The organism is Agromyces molybdatiresistens, from assembly GCF_052748445.2.
The window spans coordinates 2,059,813-2,073,484 of the sequence record NZ_CM188258.1; the positions used below are offsets into that span (position 1 = coordinate 2,059,813).

Annotated in this window: 14 protein-coding genes and 1 tRNA gene; 7 read left to right on the forward strand and 8 right to left on the reverse strand. The window is 72.6% G+C overall.

The genetic code is table 11. The features are described 5' to 3' along the window. Positions 1-105: 105 nt before the first annotated feature. Positions 106-1,704: an ABC-F family ATP-binding cassette domain-containing protein gene (locus ACULK2_RS09525; RefSeq protein WP_445967022.1), complete on the reverse strand. Its 1,599-nt coding sequence runs from the start codon at positions 1,702-1,704 to the stop codon at positions 106-108. 113 nt (positions 1,705-1,817) lie between these two features. Between ACULK2_RS09525 and ACULK2_RS09530 the strand changes: the two genes are divergently transcribed. Beyond that, complete coding sequence (locus ACULK2_RS09530; protein ID WP_445967023.1) at positions 1,818-2,936, forward strand: winged helix DNA-binding domain-containing protein; 1,119 nt, start codon at positions 1,818-1,820, stop codon at positions 2,934-2,936. A gap of 104 nt (positions 2,937-3,040) precedes the next feature. On the opposite strand, the gene ACULK2_RS09535 is transcribed toward ACULK2_RS09530, so the two are convergent. After that, positions 3,041-3,607, reverse strand: a complete 567-nt coding sequence (locus ACULK2_RS09535) for a YceI family protein (protein WP_445967024.1) — start codon at positions 3,605-3,607, stop codon at positions 3,041-3,043. 75 nt (positions 3,608-3,682) lie between these two features. Beyond that, positions 3,683-4,864, reverse strand: a complete 1,182-nt coding sequence (locus tag ACULK2_RS09540) for a glycoside hydrolase family 3 N-terminal domain-containing protein (protein ID WP_445967025.1) — start codon at positions 4,862-4,864, stop codon at positions 3,683-3,685. A gap of 61 nt (positions 4,865-4,925) precedes the next feature. Between ACULK2_RS09540 and ACULK2_RS09545 the strand changes: the two genes are divergently transcribed. The 5 genes from ACULK2_RS09545 (at position 4,926) to ACULK2_RS09565 (ending at position 10,103) form a co-directional block, all read left to right on the forward strand. Beyond that, a complete protein-coding gene (locus ACULK2_RS09545; RefSeq protein WP_445967026.1) occupies positions 4,926-5,750 on the forward strand; it encodes an oxygenase MpaB family protein in 825 nt (274 codons plus the stop codon). 13 nt (positions 5,751-5,763) lie between these two features. Continuing rightward, a complete protein-coding gene (locus tag ACULK2_RS09550) occupies positions 5,764-6,258 on the forward strand; it encodes an Lrp/AsnC family transcriptional regulator (protein ID WP_445967027.1) in 495 nt (164 codons plus the stop codon). Between the two features lie 109 nt (positions 6,259-6,367). Beyond that, positions 6,368-7,504, forward strand: a complete 1,137-nt coding sequence (pdhA, locus tag ACULK2_RS09555; RefSeq protein ID WP_445967028.1) for a pyruvate dehydrogenase (acetyl-transferring) E1 component subunit alpha — start codon at positions 6,368-6,370, stop codon at positions 7,502-7,504. After that, entirely contained in the window at positions 7,501-8,529 is a 1,029-nt protein-coding gene (locus ACULK2_RS09560) for an alpha-ketoacid dehydrogenase subunit beta (RefSeq protein WP_445967029.1), read from the forward strand. The genes pdhA and ACULK2_RS09560 overlap by 4 nt, the downstream gene beginning before the upstream one ends. Continuing rightward, positions 8,526-10,103: a dihydrolipoamide acetyltransferase family protein gene (locus ACULK2_RS09565; RefSeq protein ID WP_445967030.1), complete on the forward strand. Its 1,578-nt coding sequence runs from the start codon at positions 8,526-8,528 to the stop codon at positions 10,101-10,103. The genes ACULK2_RS09560 and ACULK2_RS09565 overlap by 4 nt, the downstream gene beginning before the upstream one ends. A gap of 84 nt (positions 10,104-10,187) precedes the next feature. Here the strand turns inward: ACULK2_RS09565 and ACULK2_RS09570 are convergent, their stop codons facing one another. Next, positions 10,188-10,694, reverse strand: coding sequence for a hypothetical protein (locus tag ACULK2_RS09570; RefSeq protein WP_445967031.1), 507 nt, complete (start codon positions 10,692-10,694; stop codon positions 10,188-10,190). A gap of 121 nt (positions 10,695-10,815) precedes the next feature. Between ACULK2_RS09570 and ACULK2_RS09575 the strand changes: the two genes are divergently transcribed. Continuing rightward, the gene (locus ACULK2_RS09575; RefSeq protein WP_445967032.1) at positions 10,816-11,031 is read left to right on the forward strand and encodes a hypothetical protein; all 216 of its coding nucleotides are present in this window, start codon (positions 10,816-10,818) and stop codon (positions 11,029-11,031) included. A gap of 137 nt (positions 11,032-11,168) precedes the next feature. Here ACULK2_RS09575 and ACULK2_RS09580 read toward each other — a convergent pair. From ACULK2_RS09580 to nadD, 4 genes are all read right to left on the reverse strand, one after another. Then, a tRNA-Ala gene (locus ACULK2_RS09580) sits at positions 11,169-11,244 on the reverse strand. Positions 11,245-11,322: 78 nt separating this feature from the next. Then, complete coding sequence (rsfS, locus tag ACULK2_RS09585) at positions 11,323-11,730, reverse strand: ribosome silencing factor (protein WP_445967033.1); 408 nt, start codon at positions 11,728-11,730, stop codon at positions 11,323-11,325. A gap of 52 nt (positions 11,731-11,782) precedes the next feature. Then, positions 11,783-12,502 (reverse strand): hypothetical protein, encoded by a 720-nt coding sequence (locus tag ACULK2_RS09590; protein ID WP_445967034.1) that lies wholly within the window; start codon positions 12,500-12,502, stop codon positions 11,783-11,785. A 569-nt stretch (positions 12,503-13,071) separates the two neighbouring features. After that, a complete protein-coding gene (gene nadD / locus ACULK2_RS09595) occupies positions 13,072-13,671 on the reverse strand; it encodes a nicotinate-nucleotide adenylyltransferase (protein WP_445967035.1) in 600 nt (199 codons plus the stop codon). Between the last annotated feature and the right edge of the window lies 1 nt (position 13,672).

Below are 13,672 nucleotides of genomic sequence, written 5' to 3' on the forward strand. Positions count from 1 at the left end.
GCATGACGCCACGGCGCGACATCCGCATCGCCCCCATCGAACGAGCCCCGCCCAGTGCCGTCGCGATGACGGCCGCTCGACTGCTCGCCCAGCTGCGACCGCGCCCTACGCCAGCTCGATGAGCTCCTGGTACTCGCGGCTCCAGTGGTCCTCGACGCCGTCGGGCATGATGAGCACGCGCTCGGGGTTGAGCGACTCGACCGCGCCGGGGTCGTGCGAGACGAGGACGACGGCGCCCTCGTAGTGCGCGAGCGCGTCGAGGATCTCCTCGCGGCTCGCGGGGTCGAGGTTGTTGGTCGGCTCGTCGAGGAGGAGCACGTTCGCCCCGGAGACGACGATGGTCGCGAGCGCGAGGCGGGTCTTCTCGCCTCCGGAGAGCACGCCGGCGCGCTTGTGCACGTCGTCGCCCGTGAACAGGAACGAGCCGAGCACCTTGCGTGCCTCGGTCTCGGTGAGGTTCGGTGAGGCGCTGACCATGTTCTGCAGCACCGTCCGCGAGACGTCCAGCGTCTCGTGCTCCTGCGCGTAGTAGCCCACGCGCAGGCCGTGACCCGCCTCGACCACGCCCGTGTCGGGTCGGTCGACGCCCGCGAGGATGCGGAGCAGCGTGGTCTTGCCCGCCCCGTTCAGGCCGATGATGACGACCTTCGACCCGCGGTCGATCGCGAGGTCGACGGCGGTGAAGATCTCGAGCGAGCCGTAGCTCTTCGACAGGTCGGCCGCGGTGAGCGGCGTGCGGCCGCAGGGCGCCGGCGTCGGGAACCGGAGCTTCGCGACGCGGTCGACCGCGCGCACCTCGTCGAGGCCGGCGAGCAGCTTCTCGGCGCGGGCGACCATCTGGTGCGCGGCGGCGGCCTTCGAGGCCTTGGCGCCGAAACGGGCGGCCTGCTGCTGCAGGGCGGACGCCTTCTTCTCGGCGTTCGCGCGCTCCTTCTTGCGACGCTCCTCGTCGGCGGCGCGCTGGCGGAGGTAGTGCTTCCAACCCATGTTATAGATGTCGATGATCGACCGGTTCGCGTCGAGGTAGAACACGCGGTTCACGACCTCGCCGACGAGTTCGACGTCGTGGCTGATCACGATGACGCCGCCCTTGTAGTTCTTCAGGAACTCGCGGAGCCAGACGACCGAGTCGGCGTCGAGGTGGTTCGTCGGCTCGTCGAGGATCATCGTGTCGGCGTCCGAGAACAGGATGCGCGCGAGCTCGATGCGGCGGCGCTGGCCGCCCGAGAGGGTCTTGAGCGGCTGGTCGAGGATCCGGTCGGGCAGGTTGAGGTTCGACGCGATCGACGCGGCCTCGGCCTCGGCCGCGTACCCGCCGAGCGCCGTGAAGCGGTCGGTGAGCGTGCCGAAGCGCTTCATCGCCTTCTCGGCGACCGCGGGGTCGGTCGACCCCATCCGCTCGGATGCCTCGCGCATGCCGACCACGATCGAGCCGAGCCCGCGCGCGTCGAGGATGCGGGTGCGCGCGAGCATCTCCGGGTCGCCCGAGCGCGGATCCTGCGGCAGGTAGCCGATCTCGCCGGAGCGGTCGATCCGGCCGCCGGTGGGCAGCGTCTCCCCCGCCAGCGTCTTCGTGAGCGTCGTCTTGCCGGCGCCGTTGCGCCCGACGAGGCCGATCTTGTCTCCCGCCGTGACGCGGAAGCTCACGTCCTCCATGAGCACGCGCGCGCCGACGCGGATCTCGAGATCGTGGACGGCGAGCACGGTGACCTCCGGGGGCCGGGAACGGGATGGGGTGGCGTGCCGAGCGGCACAGCCCTCCAGTCTAGTGCGGGCGAGGGATGCCGCGTGTCGGCGGTGCCCGGCAGACTGGCCGCATGCCGATCGGTGCGTCCCAGCTCACTCGTGCGGTTCGCCTGCACGCCCACGGGTTCCGGTCGCCGGCCGATGACGCCGTGGGCGTCGTCGAGCGTCTCGGGGCGATCCAGGCGCAAGACCTCGGCGCCGCCAAGTGGGTGATCGGGTCGCGGATGGCGCGGCCCACGCGCGCCGCAGTCGATGCCGCGCTCACCGAGCGTCGCATCGTCCGCTCGTGGCCGATGCGCGGCACGCTGCACATCCTGCCCGCCCGACTGCTGCGCCCGACGCTCCGGTTGACCTCCTCCCGCGTGCTCGCGAGCGCGCGTCTCCGGCACGAGCGGCTCGAACTGGGCGAGGCCGAGTACCGCACGGCCCGCGGCGCAGTCGAGCGCGCGCTCGCGGGCGGCGGCACCGCCACGCGCGACGAACTCGCCGCGCTGTGGAGCGAGGCGGGCATCGTGGCGACCGGCCCACGCACCTATCACCTGATCTGGTGGCTCGCACTCGACGGCGTGCTCTGCGGCGGGCCGGTCGACGGGCGCGTGCAGCACTTCGCGCTGCTCGACGACTGGGCGCCGCCTTCGCCCGACGAACCCGATACGGCCGAGCAGACCCTCGCCGAGCTGTTCGTCGCGTACGTCCGCGGCCACGGGCCGGCGACGCTCGCCGACTTCGCGTGGTGGACCGGGGTGACGATACGAGACACGCGGATCGCGCTGGACGGCGCGGGAGACCAGGTCGAGCGCTTCGTCGACCGTCTCGCCGACGACTGGCCCGTCCGGTACGTCGAGACCGGTGCGACGGATGCCACGGCATCCCGCCCGAGCGGGGCGCTCGCGCTCGCCGGGTTCGACGAGTACTACCTCGGCTACGCCGACCGCTCCCCCGTGTGCGATCCGCGGTTCGGCGATCTCGTGGTCCCGGGCGGCAACGGCGTGTTCCAGCCCGTGCTGGTCCTCGACGGGCGCGTCGTGGGCACGTGGAAGCGCATCGGCACCGCGGCGAAGCCGCGCGTCGGGCTCCGGTGGTTCGAGCCGGCGACCGAGACGGCGGAGCGCCGGTTCGAGCGCCCGATCCGGGCGTGGGCGAGGTTCCAGGGCATCGAGCTGCACGGGATCGATGCGTCGGCCGCCTGAGCACGTGTCCCGGCGGCCGCACACGCGAACGAGGGGCCGCACCGGCATCCGCCGATACGACCCCTCGTCGCGTCATCCGCCCGGATCGACCGAGCGGAGCGCGATCACTCCTGGACGAGCGCCGCCTGCAGGTCGATCGTGATCGTGACCTGCTCGCCGACCAGCACGCCGCCGGTCTCGAGGGTCGCGTTCCAGGTGAGGCCGAAGTCCTCGCGGTTGATGACGGTCTTGGCCGTGGCGCCACCCTTGTAGTTGCCGTACGGGTCGGTGCCGAATCCGCCGAAGTCGAAGTCGAACGTGACCGGCTTGGTCACGCCCTTGATGGTCAGGTCTCCGTCCACCTTGAAGTCGCCGCCTTCGACGCGGACGCCCGTCGAGACGAACTCGATGGTCGGGTACTGCTCGGCCTGGAAGAAGTCGTTGGTGCGCAGGTGCGCGTCGCGGTTCGGCTCGTTCGTGTTGATCGACACGACCTCGGCGGTCGCGGTCACGCGGGAGTCCAGCGGGTCCTCACCGGTCACGAACGTGGCGTCGAAGCGCTCGAACTTGCCCTTGACCTTGCTGATCATCAGGTGGCGGACGCTGAAGGCCACCTCGCTGTGGGTGGGATCGATCTTCCAGGTGCCGGCGCGGTAGCCGGGGATCTCGAGGTTCGTCGCGGTCGTCGTCATTCGGGTCTCTCTCCCAGTCGTTGCGTTGCCGGGCCGGATGGCCACGGTGAATGCAAACGCATGGACTGTCGCGATCTATTCCCCGGTTCCGGAAACGAGTTCGCGTCGGAGCTCCATCACGCGGATCGCGGCCTCCTCGAGCCGCTCGGGCGGGATCCGCCCGTCCGCCACGGCTCCCGCGATCGACGCGGCGAGCCCGTCGACGCTGATCCCGAACTCCGACGGATCGGCAGGCAGCACGTAGAGCAGCAGATCGGTGCCCGCGGCGACCGCCCGGATCGCGTTCTCACCCGGGTCCGCGTACTCGGCGAGTCCGTTGTGCTGCAGCATCAGCATGTCGTCGGTGACGAGCACGCCGTCGAAGCCGAGCTCGTCCCGCAGGATCTCGTGCCAGGCGGGCGACAGCGACGCGGGCGCGGCATCCACCGCCGGGTAGCTGAGGTGCCCGGTCATCACGAGCTCGACGTCGGCGTCGATCGCCGCCTCGAACGGCACCGCCGGCCCGGCGCGCCACTCGTCGAGGCTCAGCGGCGCCGACGGCACCGAGACGTGCGAGTCGCCCGGTGCCGCCCCGTGTCCCGGGAAGTGCTTGACCGTGCTCGCCACGGCTCCGCGCTCGCCGTCGACGGCCGCGGCGACGTGGTCGGCCGACGCCTGGGGCGACGTTCCGAGGATGCGGTCGTAGATGAAGGAGCCCGGATCGTCGGTGACATCCGCCACGATGCCGAAGTTGACGTTGACCCCGGATGCCGCGAGCGCCGCCGCGCGCGCGGCGAACGCGTCGCGCGTCGCCCCGGCCGGCTGGTCGCGCAGGTCGTACGGCGCCGGCGCCGGGTCCCATGCGATGCGGCTGACGATGCCGCCCTCCTGGTCGATGCCGATGAGCGTCGCCGCCTCGGGGTCGGCCTGCAGTGCGCCGGTGAATGCGGCGAGCTCGGCCTCGGAGCCCGGGATGTTGTCGCCCATGAGGATGACCCCGGCGATGCCCTGATCGACGAGCGCCCGCATGGCGGCCGGATCGGTGCCCGGGGCGTGCAGCATGAGCAGCGAGGCCGCGCGCTCCTCGTCGGTCATCGCGGCGACCCGCTCGGCCGCCCATTCGGCCGGGGTCGGCGGAGTCGGCGTCGGAGTCGGCGACGGGCTCGGTGCCGCCTCGCGCGTGGCGGGGGCGGACGGGCCCGCGGACGCGCAGCCCGCGAGCAGCGCCGCGCCCACGACGAGCGCGGCGACCGACAGCGAACCTGCTCTCCGACGCACCCGGGGAGTCTACGCGGCGCCGCTGAGCGCATCATGCGGTGTCCCGAGGGAGACTGGGGTGGTGACCGACGACCACGATCCCGCACGCGCGCAGGCGGTCCTCCGGCGGCATGCGGCGGATGCCACGCTGATGGCCGGCGGCGCCGCCGCCATCCTGCTCCAGCTCGCCGACCCGCGCGTGGCCGCCGGCGTCGCCCGGCACAGCCGCTTCCGCGACCGGCCGCTCGACCGGCTCGTCGGCACGCACGCGTACCTCACCGCGCTCGTGTTCGGCGACGAACGCGACATCCGCCACGTCTCTCGGATCGTCGATGCGAGGCACTCGCGGGTCCGCGGCGACGGAGAGCACCCGCACCGTCCCGCGTACGACGCGCGCGACGCCGACGCGCAGCGGTGGGTCGCTGCGACGCTGCTCGCGGTCGCGCTCGACCTGGAGGAGCGCCTGGCCGGATCGCCGCTCGACACCGCGACCGCCGACGCGCTCGTTCGCGGATACGCGCCGATCGCGGCTCGCCTCCAGGGCGGTCCGGCGGGCTGGCCCGCGACGAGAGCCGAGTTCGACGACTGGTGGGCGGTTCGACTGGGCACGCTCAGCGTGGGCGACGACGCCCGATCGGTGGCGCGAGACCTCCTCGCCGGGATCGGCCTGCCGGCGGTGCTCGTCCCGCTCATGGTCCCGGTGCGGCTCGTCACCGCGGCGCTGCTCCCGCCGGCGCTGCGTGCCGCGTACGGCTTGCGCTGGACCCCGCGCATCCAGCGGACCGCCGACGGATGGCTCGTCGTGATCGCCGTGCTGCGCCGCGTCATTCCGCGGCACGTCCGGGCCATCCCGACGCGGGCATCGCTCCGACGGGTCAGGCGGCGCAGCCGGTACGCTGGGCACTGACCTGAGGACGAGGATGACCCAGCACGCACCGCACCACGACGAGCCGCTCGACGCGATCGACCGGCGGATCGTCGCGGAGCTCAGCCGTGACGGGCGGCTCTCGGTCCGCACCCTCGCCGAGCGCGTGCACATCTCCAGGACTGCGGCCCACAACCGCGTCCTCGCGTTGCAGCAACGCGGCGTGATCACCGGCTTCGGCGCGCAGATCGACCGCAGGTCGATCGGGCTCAACATCTCCGCGCTCGTGGTTGTGCGCATCGGCGACGTCTCCTGGGAGTCGATCGCGGCGAAGCTCGCGACCCTCCCCTTCGTCGAGAAGGTGCAGGCCGTGTCGGGCGACATCGACATCATCCTCACGGTGAGCGCGCCCGACCACGAGCAGCTCAGCCAGGCGATCCTCCGCGACATCCACGACATGCCCGGTGTGGTGTCGACGCGCTCGCACCTCATCCTCGAGGAGATCGACGGCCGACCCCCCGCGCAGTCGCTGGACATCTGGCGCGCCTGACCCCGCCGCAGCGGGACGAACGGTTCGAGTTTCGCCGTCCCCGTGCCGATCGTTCACCGTTGTCTCGTACCCCGAGCGGGGGCCGTGCAGACTGTCGCACCATGGCCACATGAGCCTCAACGTCGAGCATCACGAGACCCGTGTCCTCCCCTCCGAGAAGCCGATCCGCCTCCTCGACAATGCGGGGCATGCGCTGCACGGACGCGAGACCGGCGGCTTCGAGCTCCCGCCCGTCGAGCGACTGCTCGACCTCTACCGGCGGATGGTGATCGCCCGCCGCTTCGACGTGCAGGTGACCGCGCTCACCAAGCAGGGCCGCCTCGCGACCTATCCGTCGGCGTACGGCCAGGAGGCGTGCGAGATCGGCGTGGTCTCGGCGATCACCTCCGACGACTGGCTCTTCCCGACGTACCGCGACAGCATCGCCCTCCTCACCCGCGGCCTCGAGCCGGGCGAGATCCTGCAGTCCTTCCGCGGCGACTGGCACAACGGGTGGGACCAGCACGCGCACCGCACCGCCGCGATGGCGACTCCCCTCGCGACGCAGGCGCTCCACGCCGTCGGACTCGCACACGCCGCGCGGCTCCGGAACGACCCGATCGTCACGCTCACCTACCTCGGCGACGGCGCCACGAGCGAGGGCGATGCGCACGAGGCGTTCAACTTCGCCGCCGTGTGGCAGACGCCCACCGTCTTCCTCGTGCAGAACAACCAGTTCGCGATCAGCACCCCGATCGCCCGGCAGACGCACGCGGCAACGCTCGCCGACAAGGCCGTCGGCTACGGCATGCCGGGCTACCACGTCGACGGCAACGACGTCGCGGCGATGTTCGCCGTCGCGACCGCCGCGGTCGACCGTGCCCGCGCCGGCGGCGGCCCGACCCTCATCGAGGGCCTCACCTACCGCATCGAGTCGCACACCAACTCCGACGACCCGACCCGGTACCGCGCCGCGCGCGACGTCGAGCACTGGAAGCGCCGCGACCCCATCGAGCGGCTCGAGAAGTACCTCGTCTCCGAGGGCGCGCTCACCGACGAGGTGCGCGCCGAGATCGCGGAGGCCGGCGAGGCGCTCGCCGCGCGCACGCGCGATGCCATGAGCGAGGCACCGGAACTGGATCCGCTCGAGCTGTTCGACCACGTCTACGCGACCCCGCGCGCGTCGCTCGCCGAGCAGCGCGCCGCGCTCGAGGCCGAGCTCGCCGCCCACGCCGACGGCGCCCGCGAGGAGGTGGCCGCCCGATGAGCACGCCCGTCACCGAACCCGCGACGGATGCCGCGGCATCCGCCCCCCAGCCCCTCACCATGGCGGGCGCGCTGAACGCCGCCCTCCGCGACGCGATGGCCGAGGACGACCGCGTCGTCGTATACGGGGAGGACGTCGGCCCGCTCGGCGGCGTGTTCCGCGTCACCGACGGCCTCCAGGCCGAGTTCGGCGAGGATCGCGTCTGGGACTCACCGCTCGCCGAGGCGGGCATCGTGGGCACCGCCGTCGGCATGGCCATGTACGGGCTGCGCCCGGTCGTCGAGATGCAGTTCGACGCGTTCAGCTACCCGGCGTTCGAGCAGATCGTCTCGCACGTGGCGAAGATGCGGAACCGCACCAAGGGGCGCGTGAGCCTGCCGATGGTGATCCGCATCCCCTGCGCGGGCGCGATCGGCGGCGTCGAGCACCACTCCGACTCGTCCGAGGCGTACTGGGCGGCGACGCCGGGCCTCACGGTCGTCATGCCGTCGAACCCGGCCGACGCCTACTCGATGCTCCGCGAGGCGATCGACAGCGACGACCCGATCGTGTTCATGGAGCCGAAGAGCCGCTACTGGTCGAAGGCCGAGCTGACCCTCCCGGTGCGCACCGCCCCGATGAACCGGGCGGAGGTGGTCCGCGAGGGCACCGACGTCACGCTCATCGGGTACGGCCCGACCGTGCGCACGGCGCTGGATGCCGCGGCCGCCGCCGAGGCCGAGGGGCTCTCGATCGAGGTGGTCGACCTCCGCAGCCTCTCGCCGTTCGACGACGAGACCGTCGGCGCGTCCCTCCGCAAGACCTCGCGCGCCGCGGTCATCCACGAGGCCGCGCAGTTCGGCGGATACGGCGCGGAGGTCGCCGCGCGCCTGACGGAGCGGAACTTCTTCCACCTCGCCGCGCCGATCCTCCGCATCACCGGGTACGACATCCCGTACCCGTCGCCGAAGCTCGAGGAGCACCACCTGCCGACGCCCGACCGGGTGCTCGAGGCACTCGCCTCCTGGGAATGGGACCTCGCATGAGCGCGCGCGAGTTCATCCTGCCCGACCTCGGCGAGGGCCTGACCGAGGCCGAGGTCGTCGCCTGGCTCGTCGCCCCCGGCGACGAGGTGAGCGTCGACCAGCCGGTCGTGGAACTCGAATCGGCGAAGTCCGTCGTGCAGCTGCCGACGCCGTTCGCCGGCGTGGTCGAGTCGCTCGGCGGCGAGGTCGGCCAGGTGCTGCACGCGGGCCAGGTGCTCATGCGGCTCGCTCCGGTAGGTGCGATGGCCGAGGCGACCGAGTCGGCCACGGATGCCGCGGCGCCGTCGCCGGCCGCCGCCGCGGCTCCGTCGGACTCCACAGCCGAGCCCGCCGCTCCGATCGCAGCCGAGCCCGGCGTCGCGGTCCCCACCGACGCGGCGTCCGAGGAGTCCGGGGCCGTGCTCATCGGCTACGGCACCCGCACGAGCGCGGCGACCGCGAGGTCGACTTCGGCCCCGTCTCGGTTCGGTCGACGTCGCAACGACGGCGAATCGCCGGCGGCATCCGCACCGATCTCGTCGCCCGCGGGTTCGGGCGCGCCCTCCGACGGGCCAGCTCCGGGTACGGGCGTCGGGATCGACGACGCCTCGGCCGCCGGGAGTACCCGTCACGACGCGGAGCGCGCGCTCGCCGAGGCGCACGCCGCGCACACGCTCGAGCACGGTCGGCACTCCCCAGTCATCTCGCCGATCGTGCGCCGGCTCGCCCGCGAGCACGGCTTCGACGCCACCGAGCTGCTCGGCAGCGGACCGGACGGCCTCGTGGTGCGCGCCGACGTCGAGGCGTTCATCGCCGAGCTCGACGACGCTCGAGCCGGGCGCGGCATCGCGCCCGCCATGCCGGCGATGCCCGCGGCACCCGCGGCGCCGGCCTCACCGCGCCCAGGCGAGCAGCGCGTGCCGCTCGACCGGATGCAACGGGCCGCGGCAGCCCACTTCACGCGGTCCCGCCGGGAGATCCCCGAGGCGACCGTCTGGATGGACGTCGACGCCACCGAACTGCTCGCCGCGCGCCGCCAGCTCAACGCGGCGACGGGCGAGAGGTTCGGGATCACGGCACTCGTCGCCCGGTTCGCGATCGCCGGGCTCCGGCGGCATCCGTCGCTCAACGCCAGCTTCGACGCCGAGCGCAATGAGCTCGTGCTGCACTCGGGCATCAACCTCGGGCTCGCGGCGCAGACCCCGCGGGGCCTGCTCGTGCCCGTGGTGCACGGCGTCGAGCGGATGTCGCTGCGCGACCTGCGCGACGCGATCCAGTCCCGCACGGAGCAGGCGGCGACCGGCGCGTTCCCGCCCGACGCGCTGACGGGCGGTACCTTCACGCTGAACAACTACGGCACGCTCGGCGTCGACGGTTCGGCCGCGATCATCAACCACCCGGAGGCCGCGATGCTCGGCATCGGACGCCTCGTCGAACGACCGTGGGTCGTCGACGGCGAGATCGCCGTGCGCACCGTCACCGAGCTGACCATCTCGTTCGACCACCGCGTGTGCGACGGCGCCGAGGCCGCCGCGTTCCTCACGTTCATCGCCGCGTGCATCGAGCGACCGATCTCGCTCCTCGCCGACCTCTGAGGCAGCCGCTCCGCACCCGTCCGCGCGCATGGCGAAGGCGCATCCGCGAGGATGCGCCTTCGTCGTTTCCGGGCTCCGGCCGGTCTAGAAGAAGTCGTCGGGGGTGCCGGCTGCGCGCTGCACGTCGCGCGTCTCGATGCGGGCCGCTTCGAGCTTCGCGACCGCCACACGGAGGCCCGACTCCATCTGCGCCGCCCATGCGTCGGACTCGCGGGCGCTCGTCTCCGCCGCGCGGGCTCGGGCGTCGGCGGCGTCCGCAGAGCGTCGCGCCTCGGCGACCTGCCGCAGCGCGAGCGAGATGCCGTAGTAGGCGGCGACCATGGTCGCGATCGGGGCCGCGACGATGGCGAGGGCCGCGATGCCGGATGCGTCGGGGCTGAAGGCGACGACGAGTGCGAACGCGAGGAACAACGCGGCGATCGCGACCAGCACGACCAGCATGAACCGGAGGTCGCGGCTCCAGGACCCGCGCTTGGGCGTCGTGTCGGCGTGGCCGTCGACGGCGTCGGGCTCGGCCTGGAGGACGACCGTGTCGCCGTAGGCGCCATCGCCGCCGGGTTGGTCGATGGTGCGAGTGGTCGTGTCGGTCATGACGCGCAATCCCCCAGTGTCAGCGTGTCCCCCAATTGTGGGCCGGGCTGCTGGGGCGGTCAAGCCAGCGCGCCGCGCCGGCGCACTCCGGAATGTCGGTGGGTGGTGAGAACCTCTCGACATGGGAATCGTCGAACTGATGCAGGCGAGGGAGCTCGCCGTGGGCGACATCCTCGTCAGCGCCACCGGCGGCTCGTACGAGATCACGAAGGTCGCACGGGTCGGCCGCGGCATCCGCGTGCAGTACCTGACCGAAGGCGGCCGCCCGGGCCGCTTCACCGCGGCACCCGAGTCCGTCATCCGCGCACGTCGGTCGCACGCCACGCACGCGGCCTGAGACGCTGCGGCTCGGCGCCCTGGGTCGAGGGCCGTCGGGCGAACCTGAGACGGCGCCGGGGTGCGTGCGACGCACCGCGGCATCCGCCCTGACACGACGAAACCCCCGAGCGAATCGCTCGGGGGTTTCACTTCGAATGGTGGATCTGAGGGGACTCGAACCCCTGACCCCCTGCATGCCATGCAGGTGCGCTACCAGCTGCGCCACAGACCCGTTCAGGTTGTGAACCCCTTGCGGGGCAACGGATTCAGAGTACACCAGCCTCCGCGGGGAAACGAAATCGAGCGGGCCTCAGCCCTGCGACCCCGCTCCCGACCCGGTCGACGAGCCGTCGCGCTCGATGAGCGGCGCGACGGGGATCGCCGGGCAGTCGCGCCAGAGGCGCTCCAGCCCGTAGTACATGCGCTCCTCGCGGTGGAAGACGTGCACGACGAGGTCGCCGAAGTCGAGCAGCGCCCACCGGCCGCCGTCACGGCCCTCGCGACGCGCGACATCCTGGCCCTCCTCGCGGAGCGCCTCGACGACGGCATCGGCGATCGCAACGACGTTGCGCTCCGCCGCGCCGGTGACGAGCAGGAAGACGTCGGCGAACGGCAGCGGCTCGGACACGTCGAGCGCGACGAGGTCCTCACCGCCCTTCGCGTCCGCTGCGCGCGCGGCGACGGCGAGCAGGCGGTGTGCGTGGTCGGTTGCGGTCATGTCCTCGACTTCCCGGGAGCCGACACGCTGCCCGCCCCCAACATCTGCCCGATCAGAAGAGCCCCGCCAACGCCCCGACGACGAGGGTCGCGACGACGCCGAGCGCGAGCACGCCGGCAGTGACCGCGAGCACGAGGGGCACGTTCATGCCCTCCTTGCTCGGCGGCGCCATCATCGCCTTGCTCGGCTGCTGGGTGCTGATCGCCCGGGTCGCGGCGATCGGCGTCACACCCGGGCCGGCGAGGTCCTCGGAATCGAAGAGGCGATCCACGTCGCTCGAGTCGATCTGGCTCGGGTGGACGCCGGTCGCGCCGTAGCTGCGGGGCAGGTCGATCGACCCGGTCACGATGATCTCGCCGCTCGGTGCGAGCTGCTGACCGAGCGGGCTCTGGTCGGGCAACGACGGCAGGATGAGCGCGTTGGTGGTCGTGGGCACGCCGCGGGGCGACCCGCCGCGAGAGAGGAGCTGGTCGTACGGCTCGGAGTGGTCCTCCGGCAGGTTGAGCTGGCTGGTCCAGTGCCCGACCGGCTTCGGGGCAGCCACCGGCTCGTCGAGCCCGGCATCCACGGTCGTGTGCGGTGCCGCCGCGCGCGACGGAGCGGGCTGATGCGGATGGCGCGGTGGTTGCGTCTCCTGCGGCCGATGCGGCGCACCCTGGGGCTGCGGTCGGCGCTGCGGGGGGCCGCCGGCCTGCGACGGCCGCTGCGGCGCGGGCTCGGGAACGACCTCGTCGCCGTCGTCGAACCCGTCGCCGGAATGGGACTCGAGCATCGCGCGGAGCTCACGACGCGTCAGCGTCCGCTCGGGGGTCGTCTGCGGCGCGGGCGCGCTGCGCGGAGGGCCCTGCGGCGGTCGAGCCGGGGCGGTCGGCGCACCTTGGCCCGGGCCCCCGTAGGGGCGACCGTCGACCGGGACGGGCATCGGGCCGGAGGTCGTGGCGGAGCGTGGCGGTGCCTGGGGCCCGCGCGGCGGTGCCTGGGTTGGCGCACCGGCTCCACCCTGGCCCTGGGCCGCTCGCGGGTCGGGTGCGCCGGACGGACGACGGGGATCGGACCAGCCCTGTGGCGGACGCTGGGCCGGGGCCTGACGAGCGTCGCCCTGGCGTTGCGGCGGGGCGCCCGCTGGGCCGCCCGGCATCGGACGGGCGGGCTGGGCCGCGCGCGGATCCTGCCCCTGTGCGGGGCGCTCCTGCTGCGGATACGGCCGGGACGCGGGCGGCGGGGCCTGCGCGGGGGCGCCGTGCTCCGGGGTCGCCGGCGCCGCTGCGGCGCGCTGCTGCTCCAGCATGCGCTCGCGCTCGCGCATCTCACGGCGCGTGAGCGGCGGTTCGTGCGACGACGTCATTCGACTCTCCGGTAGAGGTGGTGCTTGGAGATGTACTGGACGACCCCGTCAGGCACCAGGTACCACACCGGTGATCCCCGGTGCACTCGGTCCCGGCAATCGGTCGACGAGATCGCCAACGCCGGGACTTCAAGCAAGCTTACGTCCTGCTCGGGCAGTCCCGAAACGGACAGCACATGTCCCGGACGACTCACAGCCACGAAATGAGCGAGGCTCCAGAGCTCCTCGACGTCCTTCCACGACAGGATCTGCTCGATCGCATCGGCTCCCGAGATGAAGAACAGGTCGGCTTCGGGGCGCTCGCGACGGATGTCGCGGAGCGTGTCGATCGTGTACGTCGGCTTCTCGCGGTCGATGTCGACCCGGCTGACCGTGAACCGCGGATTCGACGCCGTCGCGATGACGGTCATCAGGTAGCGGTGCTCCGCGGGCGTCACGACCTCCTTGTAGTACGGCCGGCCGGTCGGCACGAACACGACCTCATCGAGGCCGAACTCCTGCGCGACCTCGCTGGCCGCCACGAGGTGCCCGTGGTGGATGGGGTCGAACGTGCCGCCCATCACGCCGAGGCGCGGGCGCCGCGCTGCCGTGGTCATC

Excerpts from the sequence above, each read along its gene's own strand:
- ACULK2_RS09530 (WP_445967023.1), top strand. The coding sequence starts at position 1,818 with ATGCCGATCGGTGCGTCCCAGCTCACTCGTGCGGTTCGCCTGCACGCC.
- ACULK2_RS09535 (WP_445967024.1), bottom strand. The coding sequence starts at position 3,607 with ATGACGACGACCGCGACGAACCTCGAGATCCCCGGCTACCGCGCCGGC.
- ACULK2_RS09550 (WP_445967027.1), top strand. The coding sequence starts at position 5,764 with ATGACCCAGCACGCACCGCACCACGACGAGCCGCTCGACGCGATCGAC.
- pdhA (WP_445967028.1), top strand. The coding sequence starts at position 6,368 with ATGAGCCTCAACGTCGAGCATCACGAGACCCGTGTCCTCCCCTCCGAG.
- ACULK2_RS09560 (WP_445967029.1), top strand. The coding sequence starts at position 7,501 with ATGAGCACGCCCGTCACCGAACCCGCGACGGATGCCGCGGCATCCGCC.
- ACULK2_RS09565 (WP_445967030.1), top strand. The coding sequence starts at position 8,526 with ATGAGCGCGCGCGAGTTCATCCTGCCCGACCTCGGCGAGGGCCTGACC.
- ACULK2_RS09570 (WP_445967031.1), bottom strand. The coding sequence starts at position 10,694 with ATGACCGACACGACCACTCGCACCATCGACCAACCCGGCGGCGATGGC.
- ACULK2_RS09575 (WP_445967032.1), top strand. The coding sequence starts at position 10,816 with ATGGGAATCGTCGAACTGATGCAGGCGAGGGAGCTCGCCGTGGGCGAC.
- rsfS (WP_445967033.1), bottom strand. The coding sequence starts at position 11,730 with ATGACCGCAACCGACCACGCACACCGCCTGCTCGCCGTCGCCGCGCGC.
- ACULK2_RS09590 (WP_445967034.1), bottom strand. The coding sequence starts at position 12,502 with ATGCTCGAGTCCCATTCCGGCGACGGGTTCGACGACGGCGACGAGGTC.
- nadD (WP_445967035.1), bottom strand. The coding sequence starts at position 13,671 with ATGACCACGGCAGCGCGGCGCCCGCGCCTCGGCGTGATGGGCGGCACG.